Annotated in this window: 13 protein-coding genes; 7 read left to right on the forward strand and 6 right to left on the reverse strand. The window is 73.8% G+C overall.

The genetic code is table 11. The features are described 5' to 3' along the window. The first annotated feature begins 150 nt into the window (after positions 1-150). From ACKUB9_RS20220 to ACKUB9_RS20230, 3 genes are all read left to right on the forward strand, one after another. Positions 151-1,695, forward strand: a complete 1,545-nt coding sequence (locus ACKUB9_RS20220) for a class I adenylate-forming enzyme family protein (protein WP_407523962.1) — start codon at positions 151-153, stop codon at positions 1,693-1,695. Positions 1,696-1,780: 85 nt separating this feature from the next. Then, positions 1,781-3,247 carry a M81 family metallopeptidase gene (locus ACKUB9_RS20225; protein WP_407523964.1) on the forward strand — a complete coding sequence of 489 codons (1,467 nt, stop codon included), beginning with the start codon at positions 1,781-1,783 and terminating at the stop codon, positions 3,245-3,247. Further along, positions 3,244-4,374: a M20/M25/M40 family metallo-hydrolase gene (locus tag ACKUB9_RS20230; protein ID WP_407523966.1), complete on the forward strand. Its 1,131-nt coding sequence runs from the start codon at positions 3,244-3,246 to the stop codon at positions 4,372-4,374. The genes ACKUB9_RS20225 and ACKUB9_RS20230 overlap by 4 nt, the downstream gene beginning before the upstream one ends. Before the next feature lie 6 nt (positions 4,375-4,380). Here ACKUB9_RS20230 and ACKUB9_RS20235 read toward each other — a convergent pair whose 3' ends face one another. Beyond that, positions 4,381-4,770 carry a DUF3775 domain-containing protein gene (locus tag ACKUB9_RS20235; RefSeq protein ID WP_407523968.1) on the reverse strand — a complete coding sequence of 130 codons (390 nt, stop codon included), beginning with the start codon at positions 4,768-4,770 and terminating at the stop codon, positions 4,381-4,383. Between the two features lie 126 nt (positions 4,771-4,896). Between ACKUB9_RS20235 and ACKUB9_RS20240 the strand changes: the two genes are divergently transcribed. Continuing rightward, complete coding sequence (locus ACKUB9_RS20240) at positions 4,897-5,613, forward strand: sulfate transporter family protein (RefSeq protein ID WP_407523970.1); 717 nt, start codon at positions 4,897-4,899, stop codon at positions 5,611-5,613. A 114-nt stretch (positions 5,614-5,727) separates the two neighbouring features. Here the strand turns inward: ACKUB9_RS20240 and ACKUB9_RS20245 are convergent, their stop codons facing one another. The 3 genes from ACKUB9_RS20245 to ACKUB9_RS20255 all read right to left on the reverse strand — a co-directional run bounded on the left by ACKUB9_RS20245 (position 5,728) and on the right by ACKUB9_RS20255 (position 8,922). Beyond that, a complete protein-coding gene (locus tag ACKUB9_RS20245; RefSeq protein ID WP_407523972.1) occupies positions 5,728-6,879 on the reverse strand; it encodes a complex I NDUFA9 subunit family protein in 1,152 nt (383 codons plus the stop codon). 82 nt (positions 6,880-6,961) lie between these two features. Next, on the reverse strand, positions 6,962-7,618 hold the full coding sequence (locus ACKUB9_RS20250; RefSeq protein WP_407523974.1) for a GDYXXLXY domain-containing protein: 657 nt from the start codon (positions 7,616-7,618) through the stop codon (positions 6,962-6,964). Further along, positions 7,615-8,922, reverse strand: a complete 1,308-nt coding sequence (locus ACKUB9_RS20255; RefSeq protein ID WP_407523976.1) for a DUF2157 domain-containing protein — start codon at positions 8,920-8,922, stop codon at positions 7,615-7,617. The genes ACKUB9_RS20250 and ACKUB9_RS20255 overlap by 4 nt, the downstream gene beginning before the upstream one ends. Positions 8,923-9,092: 170 nt before the next feature. On the opposite strand from ACKUB9_RS20255, the gene ACKUB9_RS20260 reads away from it, so the two are divergent. Together ACKUB9_RS20260 and ACKUB9_RS20265 are read left to right on the forward strand one after the other, a co-directional pair. Beyond that, positions 9,093-9,581: a DUF2243 domain-containing protein gene (locus tag ACKUB9_RS20260; protein WP_407523978.1), complete on the forward strand. Its 489-nt coding sequence runs from the start codon at positions 9,093-9,095 to the stop codon at positions 9,579-9,581. Next, entirely contained in the window at positions 9,578-9,748 is a 171-nt protein-coding gene (locus ACKUB9_RS20265; protein ID WP_407523980.1) for a hypothetical protein, read from the forward strand. The genes ACKUB9_RS20260 and ACKUB9_RS20265 overlap by 4 nt, the downstream gene beginning before the upstream one ends. 291 nt (positions 9,749-10,039) lie before the next feature. On the opposite strand, the gene mutY is transcribed toward ACKUB9_RS20265, so the two are convergent. Continuing rightward, positions 10,040-11,275 carry an A/G-specific adenine glycosylase gene (gene mutY, locus ACKUB9_RS20270; RefSeq protein ID WP_407523982.1) on the reverse strand — a complete coding sequence of 412 codons (1,236 nt, stop codon included), beginning with the start codon at positions 11,273-11,275 and terminating at the stop codon, positions 10,040-10,042. A 119-nt stretch (positions 11,276-11,394) separates the two neighbouring features. Between mutY and ACKUB9_RS20275 the strand changes: the two genes are divergently transcribed. Continuing rightward, positions 11,395-11,883 (forward strand): DUF721 domain-containing protein, encoded by a 489-nt coding sequence (locus ACKUB9_RS20275; RefSeq protein WP_407523984.1) that lies wholly within the window; start codon positions 11,395-11,397, stop codon positions 11,881-11,883. A 56-nt stretch (positions 11,884-11,939) separates the two neighbouring features. Here the strand turns inward: ACKUB9_RS20275 and ACKUB9_RS20280 are convergent, their stop codons facing one another. After that, positions 11,940-12,110, reverse strand: coding sequence for a hypothetical protein (locus tag ACKUB9_RS20280; RefSeq protein WP_407523986.1), 171 nt, complete (start codon positions 12,108-12,110; stop codon positions 11,940-11,942). Positions 12,111-12,524 lie beyond the last annotated feature (414 nt).

The following is a 12,524-nucleotide window of genomic DNA, read 5'->3' on the forward strand; positions in this document are numbered from 1 at the left end:
CGCGTCTCACGGCCGGAGTGATCCCCCTCCCGGCGGCGCCCGTCAAGATTGCGCCCCGCGGGGGAGCGCGGACATTTTGCGGGTCGCTCGCCCGGGCCGCGGCCTCTACAACCGGGGGTGCCGACCCTCGTCCGCGGCCCGGAGACCCCCGTGCACGCCCGCACCCCCGCCAGCCCGCCGCCCGCCCGCTTCAATGGCGCCCGCTACTGCCTGGAGGCGAATGCCCGCGCCCGCCCCGACAAGCCGGCCCTGATCCTCGTCGGGGACGGCGACCGGGCGGAGGTGCTGACCTTCGGCGAGGTCGACCGGGCGGTGCGGGCGGTGGCGGCGGGCCTCATCGACCTCGGCCTGGCGCCGGGCAGCCGGGTGATGATCCGCATGGGCAACGACGCGGATTACGCCATCGTCTACTTCGCGGCGCTGGCCGCGGGGCTCGTGGCGCAGCCCTCCTCGCCCCAGCTCACCGCGGCCGAGGCCGCCTTCCTGCTGCAGGATTCGGGCGCCGCCGCCGTGGTGGCGGCCGAGGAGTGCCCGCTCGATCCGGAGGCCTGCCGCGGGCGGATCGTGCTGCGTCCCGCCGACGTGGCGCGCCTCAAGGCCGGGACGGCCCTGCCGGCCTACGCCGACACGGCCGCCGACGATCCGGCCCATCTCATCTACACCTCCGGCACGACGAGCCGGCCGAAGGGCGTGCTGCACGCCCACCGGGCGCTCTGGGGCCGGCGCCCGATGCACGACCACTGGCTCGGCCTGACCGAGAGCGACGTGGTGCTGCACGCCGGGACCATGAATTGGACCTACACGCTCGGCGTCGGCATGCAGGACCCCTGGGTGCGGGGGGCCACGACGGTGCTCTACACCGGGCAGCGCGATCCGGCGGTCTGGCCGGCGCTGATCGCCCGCTACCGCGCGACGCTGTTCGCGGCGGTGCCGAGCCTCTACCGGCAGATCCTGAAGTACGCCGACCTCAACGCCCACGACCTCACCAGCCTGCGCCACGGCATCACGGCCGGCGAGGCGCTCTCGCCCCACCTCCTCGCCGAGTGGACCGGGGCGACCGGCAAGCCCCTCTACGAGGCGCTGGGGATGAGCGAGGTCTCGACCTACATCTCGACCGGCCCGACCGTGCCGGTGAAGCCCGGCTCGCCCGGACGGCCCCAGCCGGGCCGGTGGGTGGCGATTCTGCCGCCGGAGGGCGCGCCCGTGCCGCTGCCCGCGGGCGAGCCGGGGCTGCTCGCCGTCCACCGCTCCGATCCCGGGCTGATGCTCGGCTACTGGAACCGCCCCGACGAGGAGGCGGCGGTGATGCGCGGCGAGTGGTTCACGGGCGGCGACATCGCCCGGTTGGACGAGGACGGCTACGTCTGGTTCGAGGGCCGCAACGACGACGTGATGAACGCCTTCGGCTACCGCGTCTCGCCGAACGAGGTCGAGGCGGTGCTGGTCACCCATCCGGACGTGCAGGAGGCCGCCGTGGCCGAGCGCGCGGTGCGGGCGGACGTGCGGGTCATCGCCGCCTACGTGGTGCCCAAGCCCGAGTCCGCGCCGAGCCGCGAGGCCCTGCTGGCGTGGTGCCAGGAGCACTTGGCCGGCTACAAATGCCCCCGCGAGATCGTTTTCTTGGAGACGCTGCCGCGCACGCCGAACGGGAAGGTGCAGCGCAAGCGGCTCGCGGCGGCGGCCGAGGGCGGTTGAAGCGGGCGCGGGTTCTGCGATGCTGCCCGCGCTCCATGTGGACCCGATCGCACCTGCTCAGTGACTCCGTGGAGACCCGTTTCCCGTGAAGCTCTTCATCGCCTCCCTCGCGACCGAGACCAACACCTTCGCGCCGCTGCCGACCGGGCGCACCGCCTTCCTGGCCGACTTCGCCCGCCGCGACGGCAGCCGCAATCCGGTCCGGCTGAGCAATGTCGGGCTGGTCGAGTGGCGGCGCATGGCCGAGGCCGACGGCCACGCGGTGATCGAGAGCCTGTCGACCTTCGCGCAGCCCGGCGGGATCACGCTCGGGGGCGTCTACGAGGAGTTGCGCGACGCGTTGCTGGCGGACCTGCGCGAGGCCGGGCCGGTCGACGCGGTGCTGCTGTTCATGCACGGGGCGATGGTGGCCGAGGGCTACGACGATTGCGAAGGCGACACCCTCGCGCGGGTGCGCGCGATCGTCGGGCCGGACGTGCCGGTCGGGGTCGAACTCGACCTGCACTGCCACCTCACCGAGACGATGCGGGAGGCCGCCGACGTCATCGTCATCTACAAGGAATACCCGCACACCGACATGGCGGAGCGCGCCCGCGACCTCTACCGGCTGGTGATCGGCACGGCGGAGGGGCGCCTCCGGCCGGTGATGGCCTATCACGATTGCCGGATGGTCGGCCTCTGGCGCACCAGCGATCCGCCCGTGCGCCGCTTCGTCGACCGCATGAGCGCGCATGAGGGACGGGACGGCATCCTGTCGGTCTCGTTCGGCCACGGTTTTCCCTGGGCCGACGTGCCGGACGTCGGCGCCAAGATGCTGGTCGTGGCGGACCGGGACGAGGCGGCGGCGCGCGCCCTCGCGCGCGACCTCGCTGGTGCCGTCTGGGCGATGCGGGAGGAGGCGCAGACGCGCTACGATTCCATCGATGCGGCGATCGACCGGGCCCTCGCCTCCACGGACCCGCGCCCGATGGTGCTCGCCGACGTCGCCGACAATTCCGGGGCGGGCGCGCCCGCCGACAACACCGCGATCCTGCAGCGCCTCGTCGCGCGCGGCGTGCGGGGCGTGGCGAGCGGGCTCTACTGGGATCCCGGCGCGGTCGGCATCTGCCGCGAGGCGGGCGTGGGCGCGACCTTCGCCCTGCGGATCGGCGGCAAGTGCGGCGTGACCTCCGGGGATCCGGTCGACCTGCGCATCACGGTGCGAGGTCTGCGCGACGCGCACAGCCAGGGGGGCATGAGCGGGGAGCGGGCCGAGCTCGGCGCCAGCGCCTGGGTGGAGGCGGACGGCATCCACCTCGTGCTCACCAGCCTGCGCCGCCAGCCCTTCGCCCCGGACGCCTTCACGGATCTCGGCCTGACGCTCCACGACAAGCGCCTCGTGGTGGTGAAGTCGATGCAGCATTTCCACGCCGGCTTCGCGCCGATCGCCAGCGAGGTGCGCTACGTCTCCGCCCCCGGCGCGGTGCCGCCGGACTTCGCCGCCCTGCCCTACACCAAGAAGGCCAGCCCGTGGTGGCCCCGCGACCCCAACCCCTTCCGGGAGACCGCATGAACCCCAACGCCCTGCCCCTCGACGCCGACGCGATGCTGGCGTCCCTGCGCCCATGGATCGAGTGCGAGAGCCCGACCCACGACGCCGCCGCGGTCAACCGCATGATGGCGCTGGCGGCGCGCGACCTCGCGGTGGCGGGGGCGAGCGTCGAGATCATCCCGGGGCGGATGGGGCTCGGCGATTGCGTGCGCGCCCGCTTCCCGCATCCGCGCCGGGACGAGCCCGGCATCCTCGTGCTCGGGCACATGGACACCGTGCATCCGGTCGGCACGCTCCAGGCCCTTCCCTGGCGGCGCGAGGGGAGCCGGGTCTACGGCCCCGGCATCCTCGACATGAAGGGCGGCAACCTGCTGGCCTTCGAGGCGATCCGGGCGCTCTGGCGTGCCGGTGTCGCCACGCCGCTGCCGGTGACCGTGCTGTTCACGAGCGACGAGGAGATCGGCAGCCCGGCGACCCGCGACCTGATCGAGGCGGAGGCGGCGCGCCACCGCTACATCCTCGTGCCGGAGCCCGGCCACGAGGACAACGGCGTTGTGACGGGACGCTACGCCATCGCCCGCTTCAACCTGGAGGCGGTGGGACGCCCGAGCCACGCGGGCGCCCGCCTGGGGGACGGCCGCTCGGCCGTGCGGACGATGGCCCGCCAGATCCTGGCCATCGAGGCGATGTCGGGCGAGGATTGCACCTTCAGCGTCGGCGTCGTGCAGGGCGGGCAGTGGGTGAACTGCGTGCCCACCCATTGCCGCGGCGAGGCGCTGAGCATGGCCAAGCGCCAGGAGGATCTCGACCGGGGCGTGGCCCGGATGCTCGCCCTGTCGGGCAGCCAGGACGACGTGACCTTCACGGTGACGCGCGGCGTCACGCGCCCGGTCTGGGAGCCCGACGCCGCCACGCTCGCCGTCTACGAGACCGCCCGCGGCCTCGCCGAGCGGCTGGGCCTCTCCCTGCCCCATCGCAGCGCGGGCGGCGGCTCGGACGGCAACTTCACCGGCGCGCGCGGCCTGCCCACCCTCGACGGCCTCGGCGCGATCGGGCGCGGCTACCACACGCTGGAGGAGCATATCGAAGTGGACAGCCTCGTCACCCGCGGACGGCTCTTCGCCGGGCTGCTGGCGACGCTGGCCTGAGGTGCCTCACACCTCGCAGCGCAGCCCCAGCGCGTCCAGGCCCTCGTCCAGCAGGTCGCCGACGTTCGGGATGCCGAGCAGGTACGCGGCCGTGTCGGTTCCGGCCGCCTCGCGCTCGCGGGCGAGCCGGACGGCATCGGCGAACTCTTCCGGCTCCATGTCGCCGCGGCCGAGATAGACGAGCGCCACGAGCTCCGCCCGCTCGTCGTCGTTCAGGCCGGCGATCACCTCGCGCAGCTCCTCCTCGGTCGCATCGTCCGGATCCTCGATGAGGACGTCGCGGGCGCCGTCGTCGATCGGGTTCGAGCCCGAATCCGCGTCGGTCGGGCCTTCCTTCACGTCGAGCGCCCGCACCCGCAGGATGAATTCACAGACCTTCTCGACGGCGATGTCCATGCGTATCTCCTGCCTCGCCAGGGCCGCGCTCCGGCGCCCTCGTGGTCTTCAACCCGCGAGGCGCGGGGCGGGTCCCATCCAGCCCGGTGCCGCTCGCCAGCGGCGCCCTCTCCCGGTGAGGTTCCGATGCTCGTCTCCGCCGCCGTCGCGGCCCTGCGGCAGGTCCTGTCCCCGCCCCTGCGGCGCATCCTGTGGAAGTCGCTCGGCCTGACCGTCGGGCTCCTCGTGCTGGTGTGGTTCGCGCTCACCCGCCTGATCAACGCCTTCCTGATCGGCCACCCGATCTCGGCGCAGTACCCGATCCTCGACAGCGTCGCGTTCTTCCTGGCGGGGGCCGGCCTGTTCGTGGCGCTGGCCTACATCCTGCCGGCCGTCTCGATCCTGGTGGCGGGGTACTTCCTCGACGACGCGGCGGAGATCGTCGAGCGTACCGACTACCCGAACGAGGTGCCGGGCCGCGCCCTGCCGCTCGCTCAGGCGATGTTCTATGCGCTGCGCTTCGCCGGCCTCGCGCTGCTCGTGAACCTCGTGGCGCTCGCCCTGTTCTTCGTGCCGGGCGTCAACCTGATCGCCTTCTTCGGCGCCAACACCTACCTGCTCGGCCGCGAGTATTTCGAGATGGCCGCGGCACGCTTCCGGCCGCTGCCGGAGGCCGGTGCCATGCGCCGCCACCACGCGCCGACGGTGCTGGCCGCGGGCGCGCTCCTTGCCGGGCTGATGGTGGTGCCGGTGCTGAACCTGCTCACACCGCTCTTCGGCATCGCCCTCATGGTGCACGTCCACAAGGGCCTGAGCCGCGAGCGGCTGCTCGCGCCGCCCGCCGCGCGCCCGCCGCTGCGCTGAGGCTCGGCATCACTTCGCCGGCCTGATCGGCCGGTGCCGAAGCAATTGCCGGCTCGGCGGCGGAAATGATGCGACACCAAGAGCCTTGAGCAGAATTGCCCCGTGCAATTCTGCTCAGCGCATGCCGGGGGCCTGGCCCGCGCCGGCGCCCTTCTGGCCCACCGCCGGGCCGCCCGCATCCTGCGGGTGATGGGCCGAGCCCGGGCCCATCGGCTCGGGGGCGAGGAGGTCGGGAATCCGGGCCATCTCGGGCGTGCCCCGGCCGGTGGTGAACTGCCCCGCCTTGCGGAAGCGCCAGAGATAGCCCGGCACCACGGCCTCCACGGCGGTCGGGGCGATGCCGAACGCGTCGAGGGTGCGTCCCTCGGCCTTGGCCGCCTCCGAGACCACGTTGTCGTGCTCCAAGAGCAGCACCTGATCGCGGGTGAGCTTGAGGCTGTCGGGCAGGAGGCCGAGGGTGAGCGTGTCGGCGATCTCGAGCGCCCGCGCCTGGAGCCGCGCGGCCGGCCCCGGCAGCGGCAGGACGAGGCGGCGGCGCATGATGACGTCGAGGGTGTACTCGACGAGGCGCTTCAGGGTCAGAATCTCCGGCCCGCCGAGTTCGTAGGTCGTGCCGGGCTTGGCCTTGCCGTCCACCGCGAGCGCCACGGCCTCGGCGACGTCGCCGACGAAGACCGGCTGCATGCGCGTGTCCGCCCCGGCGATCGGCAGGACCGGCAGCGCGCGGGCGAGGCTCGCGAAGCGGTTGAAGAAGCTGTCGCCCGTCCCGAAGATGATGGAGGGCCGGAAGATCACCGCCTCGGGCCGCGCGGCGAGCACGCCCGCCTCGCCCTGCGCCTTCGAGCTGGCGTAGTGGGAGGGCGAGGCCGCGTCCGCCCCGAGCGCCGAGACGTGGACCACCCGGGCGCCGATGGCGGCGGCCGCGCGCGCGACCTCGGCCGCGCCCTCCGCCTGAAGGCGGTGGAAGCGCTGGCTGCCGCTCTCCTGCAGGATGCCGACGAGGTTGACGACCACGTCCGCGTGCTCGACCGCCCGGGCGATGGAGGCGCGGTCGCGCAGGTTGGCCTGCACGGCCACGATCTGCCCGACGCGGCCGAGCGGCTGGAGGAAGAGCGCGAGGTCGGGCCGGCGCGCCGCGACGCGGATGCGGTAGCCGCGCTTGGCCAGGGCCCGCACCACGTGCCGCCCGAGGAAGCCCGAGCCTCCGAACACGGTCACGAGCTGCGAGGCGGGGCGGGTCGGGCCGACGGAGTCGAGGCCGGGCATGGTCGGGATCCTGTGCGGAACGGGCTCCCGGCTCCTTAGTCGAGGCCGCCGGGGCTGTGAAGCGCCGAGCGGCCCTCCGCGCTCACAGGCGCGGCGTGCGGGCGAAATCCCGGCCGTCGATCAGGATCGCGTCGAGGGCGGCGGTGCCGTCCTGGCTCACCCGCGCGCGGACGCGGATGCGGCCCCGGTCGAGCGTGTCGAGGTTGGCCGGCACGCCCTGCGGACCGTACCAGCGCTCGATGCCGTAGGCGATCGTGCCCGAGAAGCAGAGGTCGTGCGCACAGGCGCCCGGCTTGCCCTCGCCCCGCCGCGTCAGAGTGCCGAACCGGACCGTGCCGCGCAGCACCACGCCGTCGCCCGCCGGCTTGGCCAGCGCGATCGACGCCGCGTGATGGAGGCCGTCCGGCCCGGGGCGGAGCGTGACCTGAACGGGCGTGCCGGGCGTCAGGCGGCAATCGCCGCCCGCCAGATCGCAGCCGGCTCGGGCGCCCGCGAGATCCGGCGCGGCCGGCAGCCCCGCCGGCTGCCCCACCTCGTAGCCCAGGATGCTGTATTCGCCTCGAAACAGGTCGCGCGGGTCCTGCGTGGCGGTGGCGAGCAGCACCGGGCTGCCCGAGGCGAGCCGGCGTGACTGATCGAGGGCGATCTGGACCGGGGGCGCAGCCTGCACGAGGAAGACCAGCGCGAAGGCCGCGAGCGTGCCGCGGCGGCCCGCCCGGAGAAGTGAGAGACCGATCATGGCGTTTCCGCTGCGAGACGGCGCTGCACGCGCAGGCTGAGACCGATGGCCAGCGCCGTGAGGCCGCCGGCGATGAGGAGCTGGAGCGAGATCCCGATGAGGTCGCCGCTCAGCATCAGGAGCGCCACGATCACGACCCCGCCGGCGGCGAGCGCGCCGCCGTAGAGGCTCCGGCGCTCGTCGAGCTGGGCCGCCACCGCCACGCCGAGGATCGGCACCAGCGCCCGCCACACCGTCGCGGTGTCCGCCTTCCCGGCCTCGATGTCGATGGGCCCCAGCGCCAGGGGGAGGAAGGCGGCGGCCGCCAGGATCAGGTGGCCCACCGGGACCGGGCCGCGCCCGAGGAGGCGGGGCAGGCAGAGGAGACCGAGCCAGAGCGCCATCGCCAGGAGCTGCATCGGCGACCGGCCGGTCTGCGCCGGCGACCAGCCGAAGCTGCCCGCCACCCCGAGCAGCACCGCGGCGAGCACGAGGCCGGTCGCGGCGGCCTCCGCATGGCCGAGGCGCCTGCGCAGGCGGGCCGGCAGGCGCGGGATGATCTGACCGACATGGGTGACCGCGAGGATGCCGAAGGCGAGGATCGCGAGGGCACGGGGATCGGCGCGCGGACCGTCCGTCCCGAGGCTCAGGGTGACCTGCAGGGCGAGCGGCACCTGTACCAGCAGCAGCGCGAGGGGCCGCGCCGGGATGCGGCCCCACAGCATCCCGGCCGCGAGCGCCGTCCAGACGGCCCAGGCGCTCCACGGAAGGGGGCGGTCCGCGATCACCGGGAGATCGAGGGTGGGCCACGCGGCCACCGCGAGCGCCAGGGCGGCGACGCCCCCCGCCCCGCCCGAGCGGACCAGGAGCGCGGTCGCGGTGCCGAGGGCCGCGACGGTGATCGCGAAGGCGCGGGTGTCGGCGGGCAGGTGGAAGGTCTGCCCCATCAGGGCGATCGAGCCCGTCGCCACCGCCAGCGAGAGCATCGTCAGCACCTCGGCGAGCCAGTCGAGACGGCCGTCCCGCGCCGCGCCGGCGCGCAGGGACGCCGCGGCCGCGAGGCCGACCGCGAGGGCGTCCGCGGCCAGCAGCAGCACGAGGCGGGCGAAGGGCGACATCCCGTCCCAGTTCGCGGCCACGAAGGCGATCACGGCGGTGCCGAGCAGCAGGGCGGCCGCCACCGCGAGCGCGACCTGGAGGCGCATGAGGCCGGAGCGGCCCGCCACGTCCGCGTCGAGCCGCCGCTCCTGCTCAGCGTCGATGAGCCCGAGGGCGGCCCAGCGGCGGATGTCCGCCCGGACGCGGTCTCGATAGGTGAAGGACATGGCCCGCTCTCGTCTCCGCCCACTCGCCTCTGCCAAGCCCGCAGATGGTCAAGCCTGCTGATGATACGGCGCGGCGGGGCCGGCGGTGAGACTTCGCACGCGGCGGCAGCGCGGGAACATGCCCGCCGCGGCGATGTTCGCCCGGCATCACGTCCGCCGAGGGAGCCGCCATGCCGCGCGCCGAGCCCGAGCCCGCCTTTCCGATCGCGGCCGGGATCCTGTTCGGCCTCGGGCTCGGCGGCTTCTTCGACGGCATCGTGCTGCATCAGGTGCTGCAATGGCATCACATGCTGAGCAGCTGGTACCCGCCGACCACCCGCGAGGCGCTCGAACTCAACACGCTGTGGGACGGGATCTTTCACAGCGCCACCTACGTGTTCGTGGTGCTGGGCCTCTTCCTGCTCTGGCGGCGGGCGCATCGCGGGTTGCTGCGCTGGTCGGGCCGGTGGATGCTGGGAGCCGTGCTGCTCGGCTTCGGACTGTTCAACACCGTGGAGGGGCTGATCGACCACCAGATCCTCGGCGTGCACCACGTCAACGAGACGGTGGCGCGCCAGCTCTGGATCTACTGGGATCTCGGCTTCCTGGCCTGGGGGGTGGCGATGATCGGGGCTGGGGCGTGGCTGCTGCGCGGCAGCCGGGCGGGGGCCCGGCCATGAGTATCAGGTCCCTGAGGACGCCTCGCCTGCTGCGCGCATCGCTGCCGTGGCTGGTGCTGGGACTCGGCCTCGCCGCCGCGACCTCGCCGGCCTGGCGCCCCCTCGCCTTCGGCGTCTCGCCCTCCCTTGACGCGCTGCTCGCCCTGCGCTGCGCCCCGGCCGGCTGAGTTCTCCACCACAATGACGGCCGGCTTTGCTCGACCGGACCGCCAAGGCGGGCGTGGAAGGGCGGCTGGAGGGCGCTCTCCTATCGCTGCGTGCGCACGGCTGTCCGAGAAAAATCGATGGCGCGGGGATCTTTCCCCGGACAGGACTGCCGCACGCGGGGAAAGGAGGTGCGCACCGGCCATCCGATTCATCCCCCAGCCAGCCATCAGGCCTTTACCCACCCCGGCGCGGGAGCCTCCTCAAGGCGCCCCCCATCCTCGACGCTGCACGCCAGCAGCGCCCGGTTCCCTTCAGCGCCGCCGCGTACCGCCCGGCGAGCCCTTGCGCAGGGGCGCCGCCGAGGCGGGCCGGCGGGAGAGTACCTTGGGGATCGGTGCCCGCCGGGGCGCCGGCTCCGGCTCGGGCGGGGTCGCGAGGTCGGGCGCGGGCGGGGCTGCCTGCGGCGCCGGCGGGGCGGAGGGTTTCTGCTCCAGGGCGTGGGCCAGCACCTTCTTCATCGCGCCGGGCAGCGGCTCCTCGGCGAGGGCGGCGCGGGGCGTGAAGCGCATGCCCTCGGGCGGCGCGGTCCCGGCCGCGACGCGGGCGAGGAAGACCGTCAGTTCGAGCGGGAAATGCGTGAAGACGTGGCGCACCGTGCCGGGCAGTCGCTTCCAGCGCGCATCGAGCGGCGCGTCGAGGAGGGCGCGGGCGGGGTCGTAATCCGGCGCCCACGCGCTCGTCGGCGGCTCGGCCATCGACCCCAGCAGGCCCTCGGGCGGGCGGGTGCGCAGCAGCACCGCCTCGTCCCCGGCCCGCACGGCCACGAAGGCGGAGCCCCGGCGAAGCACCCCCGGCACCTTGCGCAGCTTGCGCGGAAAGCTCTCCTGCAGCCCCTCCGCCCGGGCGCGGCAGGGCACCATCCAGGGGCAGAGCGCGCAGGCCGGGCGCTTGGGCGTGCAGATCGTGGCGCCGAGGTCCATCACCGCCTGGGCAAAATCCCCGGGCCGGCGGGCGGGGACCAGCGATTCGGCGAGGGTGCGGATCTCGGCCCGCGCCGCGGGCAGCGGCGTCTCGATGGCGAAGAGGCGCGACACCACCCGCTCGACATTGCCGTCCACGGCCGCCGCCGGCCGGTCGAAGGCGATCGCCGCGATGGCGCCCGCCGTGTAGGCGCCGATGCCGGGCAGCTTGCGCAGGCCCTCGACCGTGTCCGGGAAGCCCCCCGCCGCGACCACCGCCTTGGCGCAGGCATGCAGGTTGCGCGCCCGCGAGTAGTAGCCGAGCCCCGCCCAGGCGCTCATCACCGCCTCCTCGGGCGCGGTCGCCAGCGCGGCGACGGTGGGGAAGCGCTCCAGGAAGCGGGCGAAGTAGGGCTTCACCGCAGCGACGGTGGTCTGCTGCAGCATGATCTCGGACAGCCAGACCCGGTAGGGATCGGGCGCGACGCCGGGAAGCGCGCGCCAGGGCAGCGCGCGGCGGTGGCGGTCGTACCAGACCAGAAGGTCGGCTGCGTCCGGTCTGAGGGGCGACGCGGCGGGCGCTACCATGCGGCACCGCTTAGCCGGTTTCACTGCCCCTGGGGAGCCATCCGGGCTATGCTGGCGCAACGAAGCCGAGAGGGTTGCGGTGCTACATCGCTCCGGTCGCCCTCTCGAAGGACCCGCCGATGGCCCGGCCCAAGCCCCTCAGCGAACTCATCGAGCGCTCGCTCGGACCGGTCTTCGCCGCGCAGGGCTTCGCCTCGACGGACATCCTGGCCTCCTGGCCCGAGATCGTCGGCGAGCGCCTCGCCCGGGTCTGCCGCCCGGAAAAGTTCGAATGGCCGCGCCGCCGCAAGGGCGCCGGCGACGCCCGCTCCGACCCCGGCACGCTGGTGGTGCGGGTCGACGGCGCCTTCGCGCTCGAACTCCAGCACCTCGCCCCCGTGGTGATCGAGCGAATCAACGCGCATTACGGCTGGGCCTGCGTCGGGCGCATCAGCCTGCGGCAGGATCGGCTCGCCCGCGCGCTGCCCCGGGCGCGCTCCGTGCGCGCCCTCGATCCCCTCCAGCGCGGCACCATCGCCAAGGCGGTGTCGGGGATCGCGGAGGACGGCCTGCGCGACGCCCTCGACCGTCTCGGCGTGGCGGTGCTGACGAACCGCAACCCGAGCTGAGACCCGTCGACGGCCCCGAGGCGGCGGCCGGGCCGCCCCCGTCCGAGCCCGTCCGCTCAGAAGGCGTCGTAGGCCGGCATGGCCGGCAGGTTCGCCCGGATGGTCATCTCGCGGATGTCGAGGCCGGGCGTCGTGCTGGCCTGCGTGACCGGCGGCCGGGTGAGGATGCTCGCCCAGAACAGGCCGGCGGCGATCGCGAAGGCGGCGAGGAAGCTGAGTGCGCGCATGTCGTCCTCCCGTGAGCACCCGCGCGCGACGACGCCCGGGCCGGAGTGAATGGGACGAGATGATCCGGATCGTCGTCGATCCGAGCCGATGTGACGCAATCGAACAGCGAACGATCGGCGGCCATTGGGCCGCACACGATAGAATTCGGCAGCAGAGCAAGCGCCGAAACCGCCGCGGTGACGATCCTCTGACAGGATCGATCAGATGACCGCGGTACGAATTAGACCATGCAACGGAGGCAGGGTCATCCTTCATTTAAGGTATATGGGGGTGATATGGTGTGCGGGAGCGCACACCGGCACGATGAGCTTGCGGCCAAGCCGGCGATCGTTGGCGAGGCCGAGCCTCGGGCAGCCTCACCGCGTCGGCGGGTCGATGGCCGGGAGCTCGTTGGGCGGCAGCGGCGGGGGGGG

It is taken from the genome of Methylobacterium oryzisoli (genome assembly GCF_046557895.1).
Classification (GTDB): Bacteria; Pseudomonadota; Alphaproteobacteria; order Rhizobiales; family Beijerinckiaceae; genus Methylobacterium; species Methylobacterium oryzisoli.

Excerpts from the sequence above, each read along its gene's own strand:
- ACKUB9_RS20235 (WP_407523968.1), bottom strand. The coding sequence starts at position 4,770 with ATGGACATCGCCGTCGAGAAGGTCTGTGAATTCATCCTGCGGGTGCGG.
- ACKUB9_RS20250 (WP_407523974.1), bottom strand. The coding sequence starts at position 7,618 with ATGATCGGTCTCTCACTTCTCCGGGCGGGCCGCCGCGGCACGCTCGCG.
- ACKUB9_RS20275 (WP_407523984.1), top strand. The coding sequence starts at position 11,395 with ATGGCCCGGCCCAAGCCCCTCAGCGAACTCATCGAGCGCTCGCTCGGA.
- mutY (WP_407523982.1), bottom strand. The coding sequence starts at position 11,275 with ATGGTAGCGCCCGCCGCGTCGCCCCTCAGACCGGACGCAGCCGACCTT.
- ACKUB9_RS20230 (WP_407523966.1), top strand. The coding sequence starts at position 3,244 with ATGAACCCCAACGCCCTGCCCCTCGACGCCGACGCGATGCTGGCGTCC.
- ACKUB9_RS20280 (WP_407523986.1), bottom strand. The coding sequence starts at position 12,110 with ATGCGCGCACTCAGCTTCCTCGCCGCCTTCGCGATCGCCGCCGGCCTG.
- ACKUB9_RS20255 (WP_407523976.1), bottom strand. The coding sequence starts at position 8,922 with ATGTCCTTCACCTATCGAGACCGCGTCCGGGCGGACATCCGCCGCTGG.
- ACKUB9_RS20260 (WP_407523978.1), top strand. The coding sequence starts at position 9,093 with ATGCCGCGCGCCGAGCCCGAGCCCGCCTTTCCGATCGCGGCCGGGATC.
- ACKUB9_RS20245 (WP_407523972.1), bottom strand. The coding sequence starts at position 6,879 with ATGCCCGGCCTCGACTCCGTCGGCCCGACCCGCCCCGCCTCGCAGCTC.
- ACKUB9_RS20265 (WP_407523980.1), top strand. The coding sequence starts at position 9,578 with ATGAGTATCAGGTCCCTGAGGACGCCTCGCCTGCTGCGCGCATCGCTG.
- ACKUB9_RS20240 (WP_407523970.1), top strand. The coding sequence starts at position 4,897 with ATGCTCGTCTCCGCCGCCGTCGCGGCCCTGCGGCAGGTCCTGTCCCCG.